The 20,914-nt window shown below is 60.7% G+C and carries 18 protein-coding genes and 3 pseudogenes; 10 read left to right on the top strand and 11 right to left on the bottom strand.

Features of this window, described 5'->3' with window-relative positions; genetic code table 11:
* Nucleotides 1-552: 552 nt before the first annotated feature.
* A pseudogene (gene tnpC / locus AC5O5R_RS15660) lies at nt 553-1,299 on the top strand (IS66 family transposase); the annotation flags it as partial.
* Nucleotides 1,300-1,350: 51 nt separating this feature from the next.
* Here tnpC and AC5O5R_RS15665 read toward each other — a convergent pair.
* On the bottom strand, nt 1,351-1,716 hold the full coding sequence (locus AC5O5R_RS15665) for a GNAT family N-acetyltransferase (protein ID WP_256678487.1): 366 nt from the start codon (nt 1,714-1,716) through the stop codon (nt 1,351-1,353).
* 172 nt (nt 1,717-1,888) lie between these two features.
* Between AC5O5R_RS15665 and AC5O5R_RS15670 the strand changes: the two genes are divergently transcribed.
* Together AC5O5R_RS15670 and AC5O5R_RS15675 are read left to right on the top strand one after the other, a co-directional pair.
* A complete protein-coding gene (locus tag AC5O5R_RS15670) occupies nt 1,889-2,206 on the top strand; it encodes a type II toxin-antitoxin system PrlF family antitoxin (RefSeq protein ID WP_172227206.1) in 318 nt (105 codons plus the stop codon).
* The gene (locus AC5O5R_RS15675; RefSeq protein WP_172227204.1) at nt 2,206-2,667 is read left to right on the top strand and encodes a type II toxin-antitoxin system YhaV family toxin; all 462 of its coding nucleotides are present in this window, start codon (nt 2,206-2,208) and stop codon (nt 2,665-2,667) included. Before AC5O5R_RS15670 ends, AC5O5R_RS15675 begins: the two co-directional genes overlap by 1 nt.
* A gap of 206 nt (nt 2,668-2,873) precedes the next feature.
* Here the strand turns inward: AC5O5R_RS15675 and AC5O5R_RS15680 are convergent.
* Nucleotides 2,874-2,987 (bottom strand): annotated as a pseudogene (locus AC5O5R_RS15680) (manganese catalase family protein); the annotation flags it as partial.
* Between the two features lie 55 nt (nt 2,988-3,042).
* Nucleotides 3,043-3,279: pseudogene (locus tag AC5O5R_RS15685) on the bottom strand (PLD nuclease N-terminal domain-containing protein).
* A 50-nt stretch (nt 3,280-3,329) separates the two neighbouring features.
* Between AC5O5R_RS15685 and AC5O5R_RS15690 the strand changes: the two are divergent.
* From AC5O5R_RS15690 to AC5O5R_RS15705, 4 genes are all read left to right on the top strand, one after another.
* Nucleotides 3,330-3,836: a hypothetical protein gene (locus AC5O5R_RS15690; protein ID WP_172227203.1), complete on the top strand. Its 507-nt coding sequence runs from the start codon at nt 3,330-3,332 to the stop codon at nt 3,834-3,836.
* A 9-nt stretch (nt 3,837-3,845) separates the two neighbouring features.
* Entirely contained in the window at nt 3,846-4,289 is a 444-nt protein-coding gene (locus tag AC5O5R_RS15695) for a DUF421 domain-containing protein (protein ID WP_172227201.1), read from the top strand.
* Nucleotides 4,290-4,552: 263 nt separating this feature from the next.
* Nucleotides 4,553-6,307 (top strand): glycoside hydrolase family 15 protein, encoded by a 1,755-nt coding sequence (locus AC5O5R_RS15700; RefSeq protein ID WP_172227212.1) that lies wholly within the window; start codon nt 4,553-4,555, stop codon nt 6,305-6,307.
* 137 nt (nt 6,308-6,444) lie between these two features.
* Nucleotides 6,445-6,693, top strand: a complete 249-nt coding sequence (locus tag AC5O5R_RS15705) for a hypothetical protein (RefSeq protein ID WP_172227199.1) — start codon at nt 6,445-6,447, stop codon at nt 6,691-6,693.
* A gap of 14 nt (nt 6,694-6,707) precedes the next feature.
* Here AC5O5R_RS15705 and AC5O5R_RS15710 read toward each other — a convergent pair whose 3' ends face one another.
* The 3 genes from AC5O5R_RS15710 to AC5O5R_RS15720 form a co-directional block, all read right to left on the bottom strand.
* Nucleotides 6,708-7,760: a zinc-binding metallopeptidase family protein gene (locus tag AC5O5R_RS15710; RefSeq protein ID WP_172227197.1), complete on the bottom strand. Its 1,053-nt coding sequence runs from the start codon at nt 7,758-7,760 to the stop codon at nt 6,708-6,710.
* A 239-nt stretch (nt 7,761-7,999) separates the two neighbouring features.
* Complete coding sequence (locus tag AC5O5R_RS15715; protein ID WP_172227195.1) at nt 8,000-8,227, bottom strand: hypothetical protein; 228 nt, start codon at nt 8,225-8,227, stop codon at nt 8,000-8,002.
* Between the two features lie 70 nt (nt 8,228-8,297).
* On the bottom strand, nt 8,298-9,011 hold the full coding sequence (locus AC5O5R_RS15720; protein ID WP_172227194.1) for a DUF72 domain-containing protein: 714 nt from the start codon (nt 9,009-9,011) through the stop codon (nt 8,298-8,300).
* A 133-nt stretch (nt 9,012-9,144) separates the two neighbouring features.
* Between AC5O5R_RS15720 and AC5O5R_RS15725 the strand changes: the two genes are divergently transcribed.
* From AC5O5R_RS15725 to AC5O5R_RS15735, 3 genes are all read left to right on the top strand, one after another.
* Nucleotides 9,145-9,288, top strand: a complete 144-nt coding sequence (locus tag AC5O5R_RS15725) for a hypothetical protein (protein ID WP_172227192.1) — start codon at nt 9,145-9,147, stop codon at nt 9,286-9,288.
* Nucleotides 9,289-9,993: 705 nt separating this feature from the next.
* Entirely contained in the window at nt 9,994-11,784 is a 1,791-nt protein-coding gene (locus AC5O5R_RS15730) for a thiamine pyrophosphate-requiring protein (protein WP_494514523.1), read from the top strand.
* Between the two features lie 187 nt (nt 11,785-11,971).
* Nucleotides 11,972-12,829 carry an SDR family oxidoreductase gene (locus AC5O5R_RS15735; RefSeq protein WP_172232394.1) on the top strand — a complete coding sequence of 286 codons (858 nt, stop codon included), beginning with the start codon at nt 11,972-11,974 and terminating at the stop codon, nt 12,827-12,829.
* 118 nt (nt 12,830-12,947) lie between these two features.
* Here AC5O5R_RS15735 and AC5O5R_RS15740 read toward each other — a convergent pair whose 3' ends face one another.
* The 5 genes from AC5O5R_RS15740 to AC5O5R_RS15760 are packed head-to-tail and all read right to left on the bottom strand — an operon-like array spanning nt 12,948 to nt 20,723.
* Entirely contained in the window at nt 12,948-14,201 is a 1,254-nt protein-coding gene (locus AC5O5R_RS15740; protein WP_494514524.1) for a PucR family transcriptional regulator, read from the bottom strand.
* Between the two features lie 12 nt (nt 14,202-14,213).
* A complete protein-coding gene (locus AC5O5R_RS15745) occupies nt 14,214-15,197 on the bottom strand; it encodes a WD40/YVTN/BNR-like repeat-containing protein (RefSeq protein WP_172231135.1) in 984 nt (327 codons plus the stop codon).
* Nucleotides 15,198-15,207: 10 nt separating this feature from the next.
* The gene (locus AC5O5R_RS15750; RefSeq protein WP_172231138.1) at nt 15,208-17,622 is read right to left on the bottom strand and encodes an efflux RND transporter permease subunit; all 2,415 of its coding nucleotides are present in this window, start codon (nt 17,620-17,622) and stop codon (nt 15,208-15,210) included.
* Nucleotides 17,623-17,630: 8 nt separating this feature from the next.
* Nucleotides 17,631-19,277 (bottom strand): DUF1302 domain-containing protein, encoded by a 1,647-nt coding sequence (locus AC5O5R_RS15755; protein ID WP_494514525.1) that lies wholly within the window; start codon nt 19,275-19,277, stop codon nt 17,631-17,633.
* Nucleotides 19,278-19,301: 24 nt separating this feature from the next.
* Nucleotides 19,302-20,723 (bottom strand): DUF1329 domain-containing protein, encoded by a 1,422-nt coding sequence (locus tag AC5O5R_RS15760; RefSeq protein ID WP_172230349.1) that lies wholly within the window; start codon nt 20,721-20,723, stop codon nt 19,302-19,304.
* Nucleotides 20,724-20,914 lie beyond the last annotated feature (191 nt).

Consider the following 20,914-nt stretch of genomic DNA (forward strand, 5'->3'; position numbering starts at 1 on the left):
TTTCGCCCCACCCCCGCAGTGAAAACGTCGCTACGAATATTAGCTTGCGTTGAGTTGCCCTTCGCCTGCGATCACATGCCAACTGGTTATCTCGGTTCCGCAGCCCTCACCACGGAGGTACACTGAGTTCCATCTGGCTCCATCTCGGCAGCCGTCAGAAATCGCCGTTCTAGATCGCGCATCCATGTGAGGGTATCGAGGGTATTTTTGCGGGTATATTTCTGTATTTTTGACTCGCAAGCAGCTTTCTAGAGCCATAGTCAAATGTTCTTTGGCGACCCTGATAGTCTTTAGGGGCTTCGCGCCTGCTTGCTAGCTGATCATCTCTGCCTTTTTCATGCCTCGAATGGCCGTCTACTTCTGCTAATTGCGACATTTTGGGTATATTTGAGGGGATGCGGTGGCTGATTTGAAAATGATGCCACCAACCGAAGACGCTCAGCGCCCCCGACACAAAAAAAACTCCTAAGCATTTGGCTTGCAGGGAAAGCTTGGCAAATAGGGAAGAGGACTGAAGAAACCGCAGGCCTGTTGGCCCACGTGATGGTGGCCAAGTTTGCCGATCGGGCCTATGTCTGGGTCTACAGCACGACGCCGTTTTCGGTGCTCAAAGCGGTGGTTTACGACTTCAGCCCAAGCCGTGCTGGCGAACATGCGCGCAACTTCCTGGGCGACTGGAACAGCAAGCTGGTCTGCGACGACTTCGCTGGCTACAAAGCCGGTTTCGAACAAGGCATCACTGAAATCGGCTGCTTGGCCCACGCCCGTCGCAAGTTCTTTGATCTGCACATGGCGAACAAAAGTCAGCTGGCCGAACAGGCCCTGCACTCAATCAGCGGCTTATACGAGATCGAACGCCAAGCGCGGGGCATGAGCGATGAAGACCGCTGGCGAATACGCCAGGAAATGGCGATGCCGATCCTCAAAAAAATGCATGCCTGGATGTTGGCGCAACGCGACCATGTGCTTAATGGATCAGCCACGGCCAAGGCCCTCGATTACAGCCTGAAACGCTGGGTAGCGCTGACGCGCTACCTGGACGATGGAGCTGTGCCCATCGACAACAACCAAGTCGAGAACAAGATACGGCCATGGGCACTCGGACGCTCGAACTGGTCGTTTGCCGGGTCGCTACGTAGCGGTAAGCGGGCGGCTGCAATCATGAACCTGATCCAGTCGGCGCGTATGAATGGACATGATCCGTATGCCTATCTCAAAGACGTGCTGACACGGTTGCCGAGACAGCGAGCCAGTGAGATCGGGCAATTGCTACCGAATCAATGGATGCCGGCCTGCTGAATAATGAATCGCCCCGAAGCAGAAGCTTAGGAGCGATTCACTACTACAGCTCTAGCCGGGCAGGCTCAGGTGCAGCAAGGGGAAGGGGCGGCCCTCGCCATCCAGCGGAGAACGACCTGTTTGAACAAATCCGTAATGTAAATAGAACCCTACCGCTTCGGGGTTCTGTTCATTCACATCAACACTCATCTGACTGCGCGAACTGCGGGCATGATCCAGCAGTGCGCGGCCAATCCCTTTCCCTCGCAGATCTGGTTCGATGAAGAGCATCTCTGCAGCACCCGAGCAGAGCACCCAGAGCACGCCATCGAGCATCAGGCGGTCGCTCAGGCGCGGCCGGCCCCGGCCATGGTTTTCGATGAAAAGATTGGAGACCACATCCCAGGCCTCGTCCGAGAGTTCATAACGCTTTGCCATCACAGAATCCTTTCCGCAGATGGCGGGGACTCTACAAAATCTCAGCGCCGGAGGCGCGGCGATTGGGTTTCTCGGAATTTCTTACAGTGCCTAGCGCCCGATCAGCAAAACCAAGATTGACCGCGTAAGGATTATTCCTTACCATCCCCTCAATAGATCCGGGAGAACGCTCATGCCTGCCATCCATGAAATCGCGACGCTGACCTCGAAGGGGCAAGTCACACTGCCAAAATCCGTTCGCCAGCTACTGGGCATCGACACAGGTGGCAAGATTGCATTCGACGTCCGCGGGGGTGAAATCGTGGTCAGCCGCGTAGAAACCACCCACGAAGACCCTGCCATCGGTGCATTCCTGGGTTTGCTGGAGGCTGATATCCGAAGCGGCCGCAACCTCGCCACCCTACCGGAAGACTTGGCGCAAACCATGCTCGCCAACGCAAACCACTCCGTGAATCTGGACGAAGATATCGATGGTGAGGTCGCGATCTGATGCTGCGACATGGCTGGACACTGTTGTTCCATGAAGGTGTGACATTACAGCTACGTAAATTGCAAGAAGCCGCCGCCCGAGCCGAGCAGAACGATCCGCAAGGTTTTGAGAGCAACGCCAACGTCAAACTGTTTCGGGCATTGAGCCATCTGATCATGGAGGCTGTGCCTGCCGACCCAGGTCGTGATGAGTTCCGCCAAGGCAATACGCTGGGCACCGCCTACAGACATTGGCGCCGCGCAAAAATCGGCAGGCGCTTTCGGCTGTTCTTTCGCTACGACTCAAGGTCCAAGGTCATCGTCTATGCATGGGTCAACGACGAAAACACTCTACGCTCCGCAGGCAGCAAATCCGATCCCTACGCCGTATTCGAGAAGATGCTGGGCCGCGGCAACCCTCCTGACGACTGGGATGCGCTGACTGCTGCGACGCGTAGCGACTGGAACGAGCCCAAAGCATAAGCTGCCCGGCCGCAGCAGGCCTGCGCGACCGGTCGGCATCCCCTCGCGGGATACGGTAAGCAAACTGGCGTCACCGATGAAGTCCAGCCCGCTGTGGTCGAAGTTTCACCGTTGTAGTCGTCCACGCCCATCTGCACCGCCCCGCCACATCGACAGCTGACGAGGCGAACAGCCGAGCAAGCCAGGAAACTGCCAGGTGCAGTCGGTCAAGCTTTGGTGACCGGGTTGCTGGCAGGATCGGACATGGTCCGCAGCTTCATGGCTTTTAATGCCGCGAGATCGGCGGCGGACGGTTCAACCGAAGCAGTTCCGTCACCACCCGTCAATAGATGACGATGAAAGAAGCACTGAGAAAAGTTCCAATTGGTTGATTACCTACCCCTTACTGTGTTCAGGAGATGTCGGCCCGGTATCGCGTTTGATGCCACGAGGACCGGCCACACCCCATATGCCGAGACCGATAACGGGCAAGACCACCAGAATCAGCGACCACATCACTTTCGTCACGTCGGACTTGTCGCTACGGAACACACTGACTATTGCTCACAGGTCAAGCAATACAATGATCGCTACCAGTGCGTGACGGCCGGGCGCAAAGTGCGCTGAACCAATCACACGGGATTGCGTCCACCGGTAAACAACAAGCGAGATGTCCGAAGATCATGTCCGAAGAGGAAATGGTGTCCAGGCGTCATCCTGTTCAGGAAGACATGCCGATGCAGCAGCGCGTCTGGCGCTTCGAGCGGCTCGGCTGGTATGCGCTGGTCATTATCGTGCTGTCAGGTATGGCAGGGCTATTCGGCAATGGGCCATTAAGCGATGCCGAGGTGACAAGCCATGATGGACGGCTGAAGGTCGAATACCAACGACTCAGTCGCAGTGGCACAACCGACAGCCTTTTCATCACGGTGCAAGGCACTCCAGGCCAGCCCGTGATGTTGCAGCTTGAGGGATCTCTGCTTCGCCAAGCCAGCATCGAGACGCTACAGCCGCAACCACAAGTCTCGATGTCTCATGCCGCGGCGCTGCTATTGCAGTTGGGCACCAGCAGCGACGGCATGGCCACCCTCTACCTGACGCTGCGAAGCGACCATGTGGGCCTGTTGGAGGGGAGCGTCAGCGCCGGCTCCAACCGTGCCGTGCACTTTTCCACCTTCCTGTTCCCATAGGAGAGCATCATGGATTCGGTCCTCCGTGCAGCCGGCATGTATGTAGCCCTGATGCTGCTGTTTCGTGTAGCCGGTAGAAGGTCGCTGGCTGACCTGACAACATTCGACTTCGTACTGCTGCTGATCATCGGCGAGGCCACCCAGCAGGCTTTGCTAGGAGATGACTTTTCATTCACCAACGCGATGCTGGTCATTGCCACGCTGATCGTTGTGGATGTCGGCCTTTCGCTCGCCAAGCTCAACTCGAAGCCTTTGGCGCGCCTTCTGGATGGGCACGCCACCTTGGTCGTTGAAAACGGAAAGTTCCTGCACCATCGCATGCGTCGGGCGCGCCTCACCGAGGACGACATCCTGGAGTCGGCACGGGATAGCCAAGGGATTGAGAAGATCGAGCAAATCAAATTTGCCATTGTCGAGCGCAATGGCAAGATTTCAGTCATACCTGCCGATTAAACCATCCAGATGACCTCGCTGCGGTCGATGGCGGGAACCGGTTCCAGATCCCGTTGAGCTGCGAGCCAATCTCGCATCAGACCAGTATCGGAAATCTGCCACGGCATCATTTGGTTCCGTCCGTTATACCGGGCCTAGCCAAGCCGAACTACGCCCTTCGACAGTGTGTCCCAAACAAAACACGCCAAGAGGGGCATGCGATGGAACAAGACCTGACGGAGCGAACGCAACAAGGAGCACCTCAGCGTGATGAGGGCGGCTGGTTGCCACTGGAGCAATACGGCGCGTTGGGAGATGGCCGTTCCGTAGCCCTGATTGGTCTCGATGGATCCATCGATTGGTGGTGTGTACCGCATATGGATTCCCCTCCCCTGTTCGACAAGTTGCTTGCCCCGCGAACAGGCGGTTTCTTCTCCGTGAAGCCCACTGAAGCATTTACTGCTCAGCGGCGGTACTTACTTGGCAGTAACGTTCTCGAAACGACTTTCATTACGTCGCAAGGACGCGCGAGGCTGACGGAATCCCTTAACAGCGGGCCGGCAGGCCGACTGCCCTGGGCCGAACTCGCCCGCCGCATCGAAGGCGTAGAGGGTAAAGTCGACTTTGAGATCGCCATTGATTTCGGTACGCAGGCAGATACGGTGAGCCCCTACGTATCGCCAAATGACAACGCCTGCGTTTTTCATGCAGGCCGAATCCTCGGCATTTTCCTGCACGACAAACACGTGCAGATTCAGCGCAAGGACGACATGGGCGTGCGTGCAACAGTGAGCATCGTTGCTGGGCACCGCTCGGTGGTGGCCATTGTCGCCGGTCGGGATGAACCGTTGGTAGTACCGCCGTTGGCGCTGATCGATGACCGTATCGACGGCTCGCACCGGGAATGGTGCCAATGGTCGAAGGGCCTGATCTACGAAGGCCCGTATAAGCCCCTGGTCGTTCGCAATGCCCTGGCGCTCAAGCTGCTGCTGTCCTCCCCGAGCGGCTCGATCATGGCGGCAGCAACTTCGTCCTTACCCGAGCGGATTGGCGGCAACAAAAATTTCGACTACCGATTCGCCTGGATACGCGACGCTGGTTACACCATCGAGGCCTTCCTCGCTATCGGGGCTCAGCCTGAAGCCAAAGCTGCCTTCACCTGGCTTTTGAATCGGCTGGGCGAGCATGGCACAAAGGTGTTCTACACGCTCGATGGGGCACTCGGCGATTGCACGCGCCCGGTTGACCTACCTGGCTACAAGAACTCCCCACCGGTGGTGGGCAACGACGCGCGTGACCAACTCCAACATGGCGTCTTCGGTGACATCTTCGAGACCGCTCGCTGCTTCATTGACAGCGGCAACATTCTGGATGCTCCCAGTGCGATGATCCTTTCCGGCCTCGCCGACCAATGCGCCGATTGCTGGAGGCAGGCCGACGCAGGGATGTGGGAATTGCACGACACGCGTCATTACACGATGTCCAAGATCAGCTGCTGGCAGGCTTTGAGCCGGGCCATCGAACTCGCTGATGGCGGGCACCTTCCCACAACCTGTCGAGAACGATGGAATCGAGAACGGCAACGCATCCAGGGATGGATCGAGGAGAACTGCTGGAGTGAAAAACGCCAGGCCTACGTCTTCTACCCTGGCGCAGATCGCCTCGACGCCTCTGTAGCGCTTGCCGTGCGTATCGGCTATCCCTCGGACAAACGCCTGCGAAGCACCTTGGAAGCCGTGCAGACCGAGCTGGGCGCGGGAGCGTTCCACTACCGGTACAGCCAAGCCCATGAAGAGGAAGGCTGCTTTCTGGCTTGCACCTTCTGGATCATCGAGGCCTGGGCGCTGCTTGGCCAGCGTGAACGGGCCGAATCAGCGTTCCACGCCGCTGTAAAGGGACTTCATCATGGTGTAGGGATCTACTCCGAAATGATCGATCCACGCACCGGAGACTTCCTCGGCAATTTGCCGCAAGGGCTGACTCATCTTGCCGCGTTGCGCGCCGCGCTGGCCATCGGCGGTTACGGCCCCGAGCGCTGACCGGGCACGGCAGTATTTGATGTGGAACCCAGTGCTGTTGGGGGACTCCAAATCCCAAGAGGATTCTGGCAACCGGGCAGCTGGGCTAACCGCCACACAATGGCACTGAATTCAATGAACACAGTTGGAATGATTTGATGGAACACTGGATTGGATTGCTGGAATGGCCTGCGATGGCGATTACCGTATTGGCAGCTTGGTGGATTGGTTCGCGGCGCCCCGGGCGGCGAAAAATAGGCTTCTGTTGCTTCATCACAAGTAACGTTTTATGGGCTGTCTGGGGGTGGCACGCCCAGGCGTGGGCGTTGATTGTGCTGCAAGTGGTGCTGTGTCTCATGAACCTCAGGGGCTGGAAAAAGAACACAGCGGTTGAGGTGCAGTCGTGATCAACCCGGAACAGTCAGCCTGACGGGTTGATCAGATATTCCATGAGCGTGGCCGAGCAGGCTGATATTCCCTGCGAATGGATCAACTCGAACCCATGCGTGTTTTCGGTTGGAATGGCTATGCAGCCAGCGCGGGCGCAGACGCCTGCGCTCATCACGGCACTTGCATCCGAGGCGAAATCCACCAGTAAAGCAGCCTGGGGTTCGTAGCCCGCGCGGCGGGTAGCCTGAAGCAAGCCGTGGATCACCGACCGGCTGTAATAGCCCTTCTGGTCGCCCGTATTGATGATCGGATCGGCGCAGAGCCGCGTACCGTATTCGCCCAGCACAGGCCCCACTTCAACCGCAATGGTGGTGTTTCCCGGCAACGTTCGGGCGGCGTACATGGCACCAGCGTTGGACTCCTCCTCGAGTGTGGTCAACACCATCCAGACATCCTGCCTGAGCAAATGCCGACGCTCGCTGAGCAAGGCGGCGCAGTGAATCACGGCGGTCACCGGCGCTCTGTCGTCGAGGAAATGCGCCGCAATGCTGTCGTTGACGCTGAATGGCTTGCGCCAATGTTGGCTGAGCACCACTCTCGACCCGGGCCGGATACCCGCCTCTTCCAAGGCCGCTTTGGTCAGGCGGGTAATGACGTGCACATCATTCCAGTGGACGTCGCCGGCCAATACATCCCTGCCAGTTGGGGTGCTGCCACTGTTGTGCATCGAGCCGTAAGAAAGAACGCCCGGAAGCGTTGTTCGGTCACCCAGCAGGTCGACCGGGCAAGCGCCGAAGCAGATCGGCTGAGCACCGCCGAGCGCAACGACCCTGAGCGTCCCGTCAGCCTCGACCTTTTTCACGATCATGGCGATTTCATCCAGGTGCGCCATGACCCTGATTGCCTCACCAGGATCGCTGTCTTGCGCGGCCTTGATCAGGCCTATGACGTTCCCCGCCTTGTCTACCTTTACCGCATCACAGACTGCAGTGAGCTCGCGCAGACAAATCGAACGTACCTCATCTTCCTGCCCACCGGGGCCACGCGCCATCAACAGCTCTGTCAGCAGCGGCTCGACTTCCATGACTACCCTCCAAAGCAAAGTTGTCTCGGCACCGCGCCCCATCCCGAACAGCCAATTCGCACACCTCGCTCCTTTGCAGCCGCATGGCTACCGATTGCCCTTCAACGAAGACAACGCTGGCTGCAACTGGACTCAAACGAAATCGGGAATGATGACAGCAACTCCGTTACGCAAGCGCAGTGCTCAACCCTGAACGCATCAATCAATCTGCCAATGGCTGAATGCCAGGGCCGGTTCGATCAAGGCATCTTCTTTTCGGCCTCGGCAAGATGCTGATTAATCTGGCGGGTCTGTTCTTCCTGTTTCTTGATGGAGGTAGGCGTAATCACCTTGTCCACTGCCTCGGTATTGCGGTCCGGGCGCTCGAGCACCGGATTTGGGGTTCGCTCGCCTTGCTGCGCCTCTTCAGAAGAAAGCACCCGCGGGACCTTATCACCATCGCCAGTCTTGCCATCGTCATGTTTCATGGGCTGCTCCTCACATTGCAAAGTGTTCTCAGAAGAGCCCGACGGCAGCAAAAAGTTTGATCCGATTGCGTCAACGCAGATACCGCTCGAGCCTCAGCGCGTTACCCAATGCCGCCCCGGAGGCCGTATTGTCAAACACGCACCAGGTCGCTGCACCTGCAGCGTGGCTGTGCTGCAGCCGCTCAGCCAGCTGTTGCAGGTAGTGCTGCGAATACTCGCTGTGGTAGATCCTCGGTTCGCCGTGCAGTCGCCAGTAAACCAACCCAGGCCAGCCAGCAGGTTGCGCATCGGCAGCGAAGCGTGAAGGGCTCGCCGCCACCTGGGCAATACGCAAGTCGATCAGCATCGGCTGCGCCGCTTGCCAACTGGCGTGCCTTGGCTCTACCGCCACCGGCCCGGCATGGCGTTGGCGCAGGCGTTCAAAGAAACGCCGGTCTCGGCTGGCATCATGGGCCAGCGATGGCGGCAGCTGTACGAGCAGGCAGCCCAGGCGGTCACCCAATTGCTGGCATTGGCCAAGAAACACATCCAGCGCAACCTCACAGCCTTCCAGACGCAGCTCGTGGGTGATGATCCTGGGCAGCTTGACGGCGAAGCGGAAATACTCCGGTACCGAGTGAGCCCAGCGGGCGTAAGTGGTAGGCAGGTGCGGCCGATAGAACGAGGTGTTGATCTCCACGGCACCAAACCGCGCAGCATAGCGCTGCAAGTGGCTACCCGACTGCTGGAACTCATCGGCGTACTGACGGGACAAGCTCCAGCCCGCGCATCCCACGTGGATCATCATGGCACTCCTAGGCACGCTGTTGCTGCAATGGAGTCGCCACGGCCGGTTGTCGTTCCGTTCACGCAATCGGATGGAACAGCCACTTCATCAGGGCGACCTAAGCGGGGTAACCACCGTAGAGGATCCCGCCATGATTGACCCTGACCGCCCCGACCCTTACATCGACGAGGTACTACATAACCCCGGCGAGCCGGCCCCCAGGCCTGAACCGGAGCAAGAGGCACCAGACTGGCCCGACGGCCAGGTTCCACCGGAGGAACAGTCCGACGGTTGATCCCCTCGATGACCTGACAAGTCGGCCCGTCCGTCGACCGCATTGCACGGACCACTCTTCCCCCTGGCCGAACGCTAGGCAATTACCGCAAACAGGAGATTCATCATGAAGATAATGAAGCCTCATACATGGCTACTGGCGCTGTGCCTGGGCGCAAGCGCCCCCATTGTGCTGGCGGCTACCAACATGAACGATCAGCGGGCCCCTGGCACACAGACACAAGACGATGGCCAGATGAACGGCGGCGCCAGCGGGTCTGGTACACCGGGTGATGGCATGGGTACCGGGTCAGGCGGTACCGGTAGCAACGGCACTGACAATACCGGCGGAGATGGCACTACCGATGGCTCGGGCAGTGGCAGCGGGATGGGCGGTTCGGATAGCAGCGGCACAGGGACTGGCACGGGCACTGGTTCAGGTAGCGGAAGTGGAGGTTCGGGCGGTGGTGGCACGGGAGGTGGCGGTTCAGGGGGATGATGCCCGCTGACCCGCGCGAAACTGACGCGATGTCTGTGGGGCGGCAATCCCGCGCCCACAGCGGGGTAAAGCATCCCAGCCGACACCTTGCGCATGCTCTTGCGCGATGAAGGCCTTGAGAAGCCATACCCATCAGAGGTTCCTGCAGGCTGACCACGTACAACCTGTTGAAACTTTCCACTTTGCGGCCCAGTCCAGACCCTATCGATCACAGACAGGGAAAAGACGATGACAACGACAGTAGGCGACTTCCTGGTCGAGCGTCTGTACCAGTGGGGCGTTCGACGAATCTTCGGCTATCCCGGGGATGGCATCAATGGCGTATTTGGTGCATTGAGCCGCGCCAACGGCAAGATTGAATTCATTCAGGCCCGCCATGAAGAGATGGCCGCGTTCATGGCCAGCGCTCACGCCAAGTTCACCGGCGAGCTCGGCGTGTGCATCGCCACTTCCGGCCCCGGCGCCTCACACCTGCTGACCGGCCTCTACGATGCTCGCATGGATCACCAACCGGTACTGGCCATCGTCGGGCAGCAAGCGCGTGCGGCGCTTGGCGGGCATTACCAGCAAGAACTCGACCTGTTGTCGATGTTCAAGGATGTGGCCGGCGCCTTCGTGCAGCAGGCATCGACCCCGGAGCAGGTGCGGCACCTGCTCGACCGCGCAGTGCGGACGGCCGTCGGCGAACGCCGGGTCACCGCCATCATCCTGCCCAATGACGTACAGGACCTGCCCTATCAGGAGCCGGCAAGGGCACACGGCACGGTGCATTCGGGCGTTGGCTACAGCAAGCCCAAGGTCGTGCCGTTCGACGCTGACCTGCAACGGGCGGCCGAAGTGCTCAATGCCGGGCGAAAGGTGGCAATCCTGGTCGGTGCCGGCGCCTTGCAAGCGACCGAGCAGGTCGTAGCCGTGGCCGAAAAGCTCGGTGCCGGCGTGGCCAAGGCGCTGCTCGGCAAGGCCGTGCTGCCTGACGATTTGCCCTGGGTCACCGGCGCCATCGGCCTGCTCGGTACTGAACCGAGCTACCAGTTGATGAACGAGTGCGACACCTTGCTGATGATCGGCTCCGGCTTCCCCTATGCCGAGTTCCTGCCCAAGGAAGGCCAGGCCCGTGGGGTGCAGATCGACTTGCAACCAGACATGCTCAGCCTGCGCTATCCAATGGAAGTCAACCTGGTGGGCGATGCCGCCGAAACCCTGCGCGCCCTGCTGCCGCTGCTCGAGCGCAAAAGCGAGCGACGCTGGCGCGACAAGGTCGTAAGCTGGCGCGCGCACTGGGACAAGACCCTGGAGAAACGCGCGCTGGTCAAAGCCGACCCGATCAACCCGCAACGCGTGGTGCATGAACTCTCCCCTCGCCTGCCTGATCAGGCCATCGTCACCAGCGACTCGGGGTCATGCGCCAACTGGTTTGCCCGCGATCTGCAGATCCGCCAGGGCATGCAGTGCTCGCTGTCCGGCGGACTGGCGAGCATGGGCGCGGCGGTGCCCTATGCCATCGCCGCCAAATTCGCCCACCCGCAGCGAAGCGTGGTGGCGTTGGTAGGTGACGGTGCGATGCAGATGAACAACCTGGCCGAACTGATCACCGTGGCCAAGTACTGGCGCCAGTGGGATAACCCGAAGTGGATCTGCGCGGTGTTCAACAATGAAGACCTCAACCAGGTCACCTGGGAACAACGCGTGATGGAAGGCGACCCCAAGTTCGAGGCGTCACAGTCGATCCCCGACGTGCCCTACCACTTGTTCGCCATTTCCATCGGTTTGCAGGGCATCTATGTGGAGCGGGAGGAAGACATTGCCGGCGCTTGGGAACGCGCGCTGGCGGCTGACCGGCCGGTGTTGATCGAATTCAAGACCGACCCGAACGTGCCTCCCCTTCCCCCGCACATCAAGCTGGAACAGGCAAAGAAATTCGCCAGCACCTTGCTCAAGGGCGACCCGGATGAAGCCGGGGTCATCGTGCAGACAGCCAAGCAGGTCCTGAGCTCAGTACTGCCCGGCAAAAAACAGTGATAGCAGCAGCCCGCGCGCAGGCGCGGGTTAAGCTTTACGCGGCGTGCTTCAATATCGTTCGCAGTGGCGGTACCGCCACGCGCCGCAGCGTGCACCGCTCGTCGAACCAATCACACATTCAACCCAACGCGCAGCAAGCCGCTGGCTCGAAACGGTAAGAGCGTTCTCAACTGCAGGAGCTTCTACCATGCGCGACTTTCCTACTCCGCCGTTTCCGTCCCAACCGCAAAGCGTACCCGGTTCACAACGCAAGATGGAGCCCTACCCAGACTGCGGAGAGCAGTCGTATACCGGACGCAACCGCCTGGAAGGCAAGACTGCGCTGATCACCGGTGCTGACAGTGGTATCGGGCGCGCGGTTGCCATCGCCTATGCACGCGAGGGTGCTGACGTTGCCATCGCTTATCTGAATGAGCATGAAGACGCGCAGGAAACTGCGCGCTGGGTAGAAGCAGCTGGCCGACGGTGCCTGCTGCTACCCGGCGATCTGGCGCAGAAACAGCACTGCATTAACATCGTCGGTAAAACCGTCGAACAGTTCGGGCGCATCGATATCCTGGTCAATAACGCCGCCTTCCAGATGTCACATGAGAGCCTGGAGGAAATCGACGATGACGAATGGGTGAAAACCTTCGATACCAACATCACCGCTATCTTCAGGATCTGCAAGGCAGCATTGCCTTCCATGCCTAAGGGCAGTTCGATCATCAATACCAGCTCGGTAAACTCCGACGATCCGTCTCCAAGCCTACTGGCGTATGCCGCCACCAAAGGTGCCATCGCCAACTTCACGGCGGGGTTGGCTCAGCTTCTGGGGAAAAAGGGAATCAGGGTGAATAGCGTCGCGCCTGGCCCCATCTGGACGCCTCTGATCCCGGCCACCATGCCCGATGAGGCCGTGAAAAACTTCGGCTCCAGCTACCCTATGGGGCGGCCAGGGCAGCCGGTGGAGGTCGCGCCAATCTATGTACTGCTGGGCTCCGATGAGGCCAGCTACATCAGCGGTTCCCGGTACGCTGTCACTGGCGGTAAACCGATCCTTTGACGTGGCTACCAATAGACGAATACGGTGCGCTCGAAGGCGGGCGCTCCGTTGCGCTCATCAGCCTGGACGGATGTTCCGGGCATCGGTGCGCAGCCAGAAGCCAAGTCTGCCTTCACCTCTATTTCTCGTCGTTTGCTAATGGGGTATTCCAGATCACCAGTTCGAGTGCGGCAGCGATCTGGATGCGATGGTCGGCAAACGGGATAGGCAGCAGGTCCTGTGCGCGCTCGAGCCGGCGCAGCAAGGTATTGCGATGGGTACCCAGCACCTCCGCGGTCTGGGTGACGTTGCAGCCATTGGCCAGAAAGGCGTGCAACGAATGCTGAAGCACCGAGGGCTCGGTCGCCAGGCGCCCCAGCGTGCTCAAGACGAACTGCCTGGCTGCGCGGGCATCCTGTGTCATCAACGACACCATCCTCACCTGATCGATCGTGGCGACTGCGGGTGAACCCGCCAAACGCCCCATCAACCGCTGGGTGGTCAAGGCTTCCAGGTGCGAGCGCCGGAAGCCATTCACCCCCGCGCCCGCCGAACCGATCGCCGCGCGAATCTTCGGAAATTGCCGGGCGACGCCTTGCAGCAGGTTCAGATCCAGCGGCTTTGCCGCATTGCTCCAGGCCCACAGGGTCGCTGGGCCCGCGAATACGATCAGAGGCGCTAGCGTGCCCGTGAGCTGCGCCAGGGCGCGCGCCATATCCTCCAGAGGACCAATCTCGGCGTCCGGGATTTCGCTCCAGACGAGGCAGGCATGGTGCCTCTGAGCCAGGCTGTAGCCCAGTCGTCTGCCTAACTGCTCCGCATCCACATCCCTGCCATCGAGCAGCCGAGTGACCAGGCTGCGTTTGTCGATCGGATCGTCATGCGCCTGGGCGCTCTTTACTTCCAGAACAATCTGGGTCACCACACGCATGTTGCTGTCGATGAATTCCGAGATCGACCGCGACGAAACCTCCAGGAACTCCTCGAGCTCCAGTGGATCCTGTGTCAGGCTGAACGCCATCTTCATCCACAGCTCCCAGGCTGCGTTTTGTGTCGACCTTGCCACATTCATCAGCAGTTCGGCCCCCCCCCTGCGGGCAAGCTCCCTGGCCGTGTCCACCATATCAGCAGACACGTAGGGCTCCACCGGCTCTCCAGGGCGCTGCAGATTGGCGTTTGCCCAATGCAGCAACTCTGCCCGGTTGGCGCGCCGGCATGCCGCGAGGATGACCGGGTCCTCCAGCAGTTTGGCATCTTCCGCTGAAGAGAAAAGCGCCTGATTGAGGCGCTCGACCCACTCCGAGGGCAGCGCCTGAGCGAGTTCGGCGCCTTTGCGCATGAGCGCGCGAACGGCTTCCGAGGGGCGTGGCCAGGGCGATGGTGTGCTGGTCATGGGCAGGGCAAATCACTCAAAATCGTCTGGTAAATGGTGCTGTTCAGGCATTACCCCTCGGCGTGAAAACAATACAGGCACGCCTTCGGCGTTGAACAACGCCGCCGTCAGTGAGAGGCCATCAGCGCTCTGCGTTTCCTGGAAACTGTGCCCGCCATCGTTGCTCTTGACGCTCAGCCCATCCAGCCCGACCGCCAGCACACCAGAGCCGGCTACCGCGACGCAAGTGACAGAGCCCTTGCTTTGCGTTGGCACTCGGCGAAAGCCCTTGCCGTCCGCTGAACCCAGCAACAGGGTACCGCGCTGGCCACCCAGCAGCAGACGTCCATCGGCCATTACCGCGCCTGACCACAGTGTGCCTTCGTAGCCAGTATCCAGGTAACGCCAGTTTGTCCCCTCGTCCTCGGAGTACAGTACCTGCCCATGCTCGGCCGGGGCGTACAGCGTGCCGCGACTGTCGGCAAAAAGCCCCATCAGGTTGAGGTCGGCCCGCTTGGCCCCAGGGGGGGCCTGCACCGGCTGCTCGGCCCACGTCTGGCCTCCATCCATGGTGGTCAGCACCAACGACCAGAGGCCTACCGCCACACCCTGCCGGGCATTGAAGAAGTGCACCGCGAACAGTGGCCGGTCTTCTTCGGTGGCCAGGCGCTGGACCTGCCAGGACTCCCCACCATCGGTGGTGGCCAGGATCGCGCCCCAGTGGCCAACCGCCCAACCACGTTTGGCATCCACGAAAGACACGCCCGTCAACGGTGTGGACAGCGGTACCGACCTTGCCTGGCGCCACTGCATGCCGTGATCGTCGGACAACAGCACGACACCGTGGTCGCCAACGGCCACCATGCGCCCTCCCGCCAAGCCGGCGGCCAGCATGGTGGCCTGCGTGGCATTGCTCACCTGTATGGCCGGCACGGCCTGCAACGGCGCGGCCTGAAGCGACATCAGCGGCAATGCGGCTGCGAGCAAGGCCGCGGTTAATGAAACCCTGAACTTCATGCTTCTCTCCTCAGTGCACCAGCGCACCGATCATGCGCACAGGGCGCTTACGTGGGAATACCCGTTCCAGCCAGACGGCGAAGGCCGGCAGCACGGTCATGGCCATGACCATGTTGACGATGAACATGAAGGCCAGCAGCTTGCCCATGTCGGCCTGAAACTTGAGGTCCGAGAACGCCCAGGTGGCCACGCCCACGGCCAGGGTGATGGCGGTGAAGATCGTGGCGACGCCCACCTCGAGCAAGGCGTGCTCGACCGCCTTGGTAATCGGCTGGCCGTGGGCCAGGTGCAATTGCAGGCGGTTGTAGATGTAGAAGGCGTAGTCGACACCAATGCCCACGGCCAACACCATCACCGGCAAGGTGGCAATGGTCAGGCCGATCTGCAGCTCTTTCATGAACCAATAGCCAATGAAGGTGCCGATGGTCAGCGGCAGGCAGCACACCAGCACCGCCCGCAGGTCGCGGTAGACGGCGAACACCAGCAGCGCGATCGCGGCATAGACGTAGAGCAGCATGGGGGTTTCGCTCTTCTCCACTTCCTCGTTGATGGCGGCCAGGACACCGGCGTTGCCCGAGGCGAGGCGGATCGACAGGCCGGGCTGCGGATACTCGCTGCGGAACGCCTTGGCGGCCTCCACCACCCGGTTGATGGTCGTGGCCTTGTGGTCGGCCAGATACAGGTGCACGGCGGACATGCTGCAGTCGGTGCGCACCAGCCCGGGCGTACGCGCCACCTCGGTGGCCAGCGCGGCGTAGTTCATAGGGTCGATGGGCACCGCGGCCATCTTGGGATTACCCTCGTTGTACCCTTCGTTGAACTGACGCATGTTGCTGGAGAACGAAGCCACCGACAGCACTCCGGGCACACCCTGCATGGCCCAGACGAAACGATCCTGGTATTGACCCGCCGCGACATCCTCGCAGGCCGCCGCCCCGCCTTCACCAGAGGCCCCCTGGCCGGCTTCGAAAACCACGCTGAGCCAGTCCAGGCCAATGTCGTAGCTAGTGGCGATGGAGACGGCATCGCGATTGAAGCGCGAGTCCTCACGCAACTCCGGGGCCCCCGCCTGCAACGAGCCGACGACCCGGTCGTGGCTTTGCCAGATCGCCACCAGAAAGATCGCCAGGGCCACGCCAAGCACCCACTGTGCGTTACGCCACTCGGCGAGCCGGGACAGGCCTCGCAGCCAGCGGGTACGGCGCTGCCGGGAAACTTCCTGGGTAGCCGCATAGCGGTCATCGACCCGCAGCATGGAAGCCAGCAAAGGCAGCATCAGCAGGTTGGTAATGATTTTGTACGCCACGCCCAGCGAGGCCGTGATGGCCAGCTCCCGCACCATCGGGATAGGAATCAGCAGCAGCGTCACGAACGACACCAGTGCAGTCACCAGGGCCAGCGTTCCCGGGATCAGCAAACCGGTGAAGCTCGAACGCGCCGCCGCTTCTGCGCTCTTGCCAACCGCTATCTCGCGTACGATGAAGTTGATCTGCTGCACCCCATGGGACACCCCGATGGCGAACACCAGAAAAGGTACCAGCACCGCCAGCGGATCAAGGCCGAAGCCCAGCAAGCGCAGGCTGCCGAACTGCCAGACCAGCGAGGCCAGTGAACACACCAGCGCCAGCAGCGTGAAGCGCAGCGAGTGGCAATACCAATAAACCGCAGCGGCGGTCAGCAACAGTGCCAGCAGGCAGAACTCCAGCACGGCTGAAGCGCCATCGGCAATGTCGCCGATCTGCTTGGCGAAGCCGATGATCTGGATTTCGAAGTCGCCGTCCTCGAACTGCTGACGAATCGCTTGCTCCAGCCGATGATTGAACGCGACATAATCAAGGTGGGTGCCATCAGCCTCATACTCATTGAGCTCCGCCGTGATCATCGCACTGCGCTGGTCACGGGACACCAGCGTGCCAATAAAGCCCCCTTGCGAGGTGGAGCTGGCGATCGCCCCGATGACCTGGTCGTTCAAGTGCTCGGGAGAAACCGTTCCCGGCACCAACGGATCGGCGCGAAAACCTTCTTCGGTGATCTCGTTGACGAAGGCATTGGGCGTCCACAACGAACGCACACTGCTGCGGGAAACCCCTGGCAGGAAGCTCACCGCCTGGGTCACGTCATACAGCCGCTTCAGGCCTGGGGCGCTCCAGATATCACCTGTGCGCGACCTCACCACGAGGGTCAGCCGGTTGGCGCCCATCAGGTCATTGCGGTACGTCTGGAATGTGTCGATGTATTCATGGCCGACCGGCAGCTGCTTTTCGAAGCCGGCATCCATGCGCAGCTGCACAGCGAACCACGCCATGACCAGGGTGAACACGGCCAGGCTCGCCAGCACCAGCCGACGATGCCCGAACAGGACACGCTCGACGCGCGGCAGCACGCCTCGCGCCTGGATTTCAGTGAGTTTCACGGAACCGTTCACGGCAGGCCTCACAAGGTGCGGGAGATCGCGACGCCGACATAATCGCGGTCACGGTACAGCTGGTCGTAAGGGGTATCGCCGCCCATGAACTTGGCGTAGTTGAGGGAAATCTGCCAACTGGCCGGGTTGCGCACGAAGTTCAGGTACAGGTTCATGCTGCTCGCATCTTCGGTGAAGGTGGCAGTGAGGTTCGGCGTGCGCCCGCCTAGCGACCGCGCGTAGAAGATGCCCGGGGTGACCTGCCAGCCCGGCAACAATGTGCCGTCGTAGGTCATGCTGAAATCCAGGTTGATACCCGATGAGGTCTTGTCGCCTCGCGGCTTCGGCGCGGTTGCAGGGTCCAGCTGCCAGGTATTGAGCCCCGCAGCCAATGGCTCGCCATTCACTTCGTCATGCAGCCCCGGGTACCTGATGACCACCAGCTCGGTCACCAAGGTGCCCGAGCTGGCCCCGCTGAAATCGAGCAGCGTGGGGGAGTTGGAAGGTGTGAAGCTGTACAGGCCGGTCAGGTGCCACTGGAATTTCTTTTCGTCCTTCCAGCACTTGCCGTCATTGCTCGCACACAGGTCGACGACCGGGTTGAGCATGACCGAATCCTTCGGCCGGTACGAAAGCTCCGTCCCCACCGCCCAGTCGCCGATCGGCATGTTGGCGCTGATGCCGTACATCATCCGGTCTTCCTGGTAGCGCCAAGTCGGTACCGCCGCGAAGGTGTCCGGGTCAAGAATATCCACGCGCAAAGACGGCAACTTGTCGTGATAGCGCATCACATAGAAGCCATAGTTAACGTCGCTGTCCTCGGGTTGCCAACGCAGCGAAAGCCCCCACTGGCCGCTGTCCTTGGCCTTTTTCTCAGAGTACCCGTAGTCTCCCCTGCCCTCGCCGAGGGCGTTGGTGGTGGACCAGTAGCTGCCCACTGGCGGCAGCTCGCTCTTGTTCCAGCGGAACTGGTAGTAGGCCTCGACATTGACCCCAGCACCCAGGCCCGAGGCAACACTGAGCATCGGTGCCGGCAACACGGCCTCCTTGAGCTGCACGCCGGGGCGCGCCAAGGCCTGATAGTCGTAGGCATTGGTGTTGTTGATACCGCCCGCCACGAACAGGCTCTCGCCCCAGTTGATCACCTGATTGCCCAAGCGCGCCCGTACCCGCTGCCCGCCCACGTCGAAGCTTTTGCTCACCCAGAGGTCCAGCAGACGTGCCTTGAAAGCGAGGTCGTCACGGGCGTTGTCGCTGAGCCCGTTGCTGCCGACACTCTCAGGGGTGTTGAACGACAGCGTGCCGGTGGTATCGGTGGCGGCGAAGTCGCGGATCCAGGTGCCACGCGCCATGAAGGTGACGTCCTCGGGCATCTTCAGCAACAGCTCGTGGGTGCCCTTGAGGTAGTTGGTGAACATATCGCCGCGGTCGTAGTTCAGGTCGCCCTGATCCGCCACGCCCGAGCTCTGCGCCAGGCAGCCGGAGGGCACATTGTGCCCGGTCGGTCCCTGGTTGATCAGGTTGCAGCCGCGCGACTCGGTACGCAGGCCCATGCCTGCGGTGATGGTGGAGTCGAACGAGCCATGAAGGGTTTCGGTTTCGAAGGTGAACCCCATTGCCAATGGGGTCGCGCACACGATGACAAGGCCTGATGCTTTGCTAATTATTTTTTTCATGCTGGCTCTCGATCTGACGTCGTTTTAGCGTTCGCTGATGGCTCGCAGGTTGTCGGAGGTGAAGAAATCGCGTTTGAGGCGGGGGCTGCTACCGTCCTCGGTGAGCCAGCGGATATCGTTCTTGCCCGCGCCGATCGAGCTCATGTCGAACAGATAACGGCCATCGACCAGGTTGTACTGGACCTGGGCCTGCACATCGCAAGCACCTGTCTCGTACACGGGGATAGAGAAGCCTTCACGCACCTTCCAGATCTGCCCTTGCTTGTCGTAGTCGACAGCCAGCAGGGGGTTCCAGCTGTCCTCATCGATGTAGAACATGCGCTTGGGCGCTTGGTGGCGCATGCCCTCGCGGACCTTGGCCTCGACCACCCAGACGCGGTGCAGCTCGTAGCGGCGCGACTGCGGCGCAAGCGAATCGTTGCCCGCGAAGGTCTCTGCCTTGGCGCTGGTGTCATAGGCGCCGAAGGCGTTGTACGGCACCAGCAGCTCCTGCTTGCCGACCAGTTTCCAGTCGAAGCGGTCCATGGTGCCGAAGAACACATTCGCCTCGTCGACGTTGTACTGGTTATCCAGCCCGATCTGCGGCGCGTCGTAGGAATACGACGGCATGCGCCGCACGCGCCGCTGGCCGGGGAAGTAGTAGAAAGTCGTCGCCTGCTCGCCGGCCACGGCCGTCTGCACTGCAGCCTGGCCGGCCAGTGCGGCGGGCTCCAGGTAACTGAAGAAACCGGCGTTCTCCAGACGGCCAACGGATGAGAACAGCGTGCTGCCTTTTTTGCCCCAGGGCGTATAGAAGATGAGGTCGGTGGACTGGCGCAGCCACTCCCCGCCTTTGCGCGGGGAAATGCCCGAGATGCTTTTTGGCAGTTCAACGCCAACGCCGCGGTAGCGCATCTTCATGTTCCACATCACCTCGGCGCCGCTGCTCGGCAAAGGAAACGGCGCACCCGGCAAATGGGCTTCCTCCAGCGCCAGTCCAGTGCCATCGAGTTTGGCGAAACCCACGTTCTGCCGAGTGTTCTGCGCCACGAAATTCGGCGCGTCGCAGGTGCGGCGGGTCGGGTAGACGTCCATCCGGTAGCCCGGAATCTTCTTGAACAGTTCCAGCTGGGCGGGGGCAAGCTTGCTCGCGTGCTGCGCCACATTGCTCGAGTCGATGCTGTACAGAGGTTTGTCGCCCTTGAATTTCCAATGCTCCCCTCGTACCTGGCCATAGCTCCAGCCCGCCCCTTGCGGCCCCGGCGCTGTCCAAGCCGGAATATCGCCGCTTGGGCTGGCGGCGACCTCCCCGCCCAGTGGCGTCAGCTTCGAACCCAGCGCCTCGGCCCCCTGGGGCGCGGCCTGCACCGAACAGATGGCGGCCGATGCCGCCAGGGTAACCAGCAGCTGCCTGAAAATACGGCGGGCGGAAACTTCACCTTCCGGCCGTGCAGTGACTTCTTTCATAAGGGGTTCCTCGAACATAGGGCTTGGGCCGGCTGCTCGATCTTTCCGGGCGGAAAAATCGGTGCCTGGCACATCTTGATCATCCGACATGGTCATCTGACCATGTCGGATGATCAACACGCAAACCACATGCCATAATGCTTGACAGGTGGATTACATCAGGTAAATCAGCTAGTTAACATTGGTGGTCG

This window comes from Pseudomonas sp. 8_5_2, assembly GCF_059295255.1.

What these genes read in the sequence shown, in the direction of transcription:
- AC5O5R_RS15665 (WP_256678487.1), bottom strand. Translation starts at nt 1,716, where the DNA reads ATGGCAAAGCGTTATGAACTCTCGGACGAGGCCTGGGATGTGGTCTCC.
- AC5O5R_RS15670 (WP_172227206.1), top strand. Translation starts at nt 1,889, where the DNA reads ATGCCTGCCATCCATGAAATCGCGACGCTGACCTCGAAGGGGCAAGTC.
- AC5O5R_RS15675 (WP_172227204.1), top strand. Translation starts at nt 2,206, where the DNA reads ATGCTGCGACATGGCTGGACACTGTTGTTCCATGAAGGTGTGACATTA.
- AC5O5R_RS15690 (WP_172227203.1), top strand. Translation starts at nt 3,330, where the DNA reads ATGTCCGAAGAGGAAATGGTGTCCAGGCGTCATCCTGTTCAGGAAGAC.
- AC5O5R_RS15695 (WP_172227201.1), top strand. Translation starts at nt 3,846, where the DNA reads ATGGATTCGGTCCTCCGTGCAGCCGGCATGTATGTAGCCCTGATGCTG.
- AC5O5R_RS15705 (WP_172227199.1), top strand. Translation starts at nt 6,445, where the DNA reads ATGGAACACTGGATTGGATTGCTGGAATGGCCTGCGATGGCGATTACC.
- AC5O5R_RS15710 (WP_172227197.1), bottom strand. Translation starts at nt 7,760, where the DNA reads ATGGAAGTCGAGCCGCTGCTGACAGAGCTGTTGATGGCGCGTGGCCCC.
- AC5O5R_RS15715 (WP_172227195.1), bottom strand. Translation starts at nt 8,227, where the DNA reads ATGAAACATGACGATGGCAAGACTGGCGATGGTGATAAGGTCCCGCGG.
- AC5O5R_RS15720 (WP_172227194.1), bottom strand. Translation starts at nt 9,011, where the DNA reads ATGATCCACGTGGGATGCGCGGGCTGGAGCTTGTCCCGTCAGTACGCC.
- AC5O5R_RS15725 (WP_172227192.1), top strand. Translation starts at nt 9,145, where the DNA reads ATGATTGACCCTGACCGCCCCGACCCTTACATCGACGAGGTACTACAT.
- AC5O5R_RS15730 (WP_494514523.1), top strand. Translation starts at nt 9,994, where the DNA reads ATGACAACGACAGTAGGCGACTTCCTGGTCGAGCGTCTGTACCAGTGG.
- AC5O5R_RS15735 (WP_172232394.1), top strand. Translation starts at nt 11,972, where the DNA reads ATGCGCGACTTTCCTACTCCGCCGTTTCCGTCCCAACCGCAAAGCGTA.
- AC5O5R_RS15740 (WP_494514524.1), bottom strand. Translation starts at nt 14,201, where the DNA reads ATGACCAGCACACCATCGCCCTGGCCACGCCCCTCGGAAGCCGTTCGC.
- AC5O5R_RS15745 (WP_172231135.1), bottom strand. Translation starts at nt 15,197, where the DNA reads ATGAAGTTCAGGGTTTCATTAACCGCGGCCTTGCTCGCAGCCGCATTG.
- AC5O5R_RS15755 (WP_494514525.1), bottom strand. Translation starts at nt 19,277, where the DNA reads ATGAAAAAAATAATTAGCAAAGCATCAGGCCTTGTCATCGTGTGCGCG.
- AC5O5R_RS15760 (WP_172230349.1), bottom strand. Translation starts at nt 20,723, where the DNA reads ATGAAAGAAGTCACTGCACGGCCGGAAGGTGAAGTTTCCGCCCGCCGT.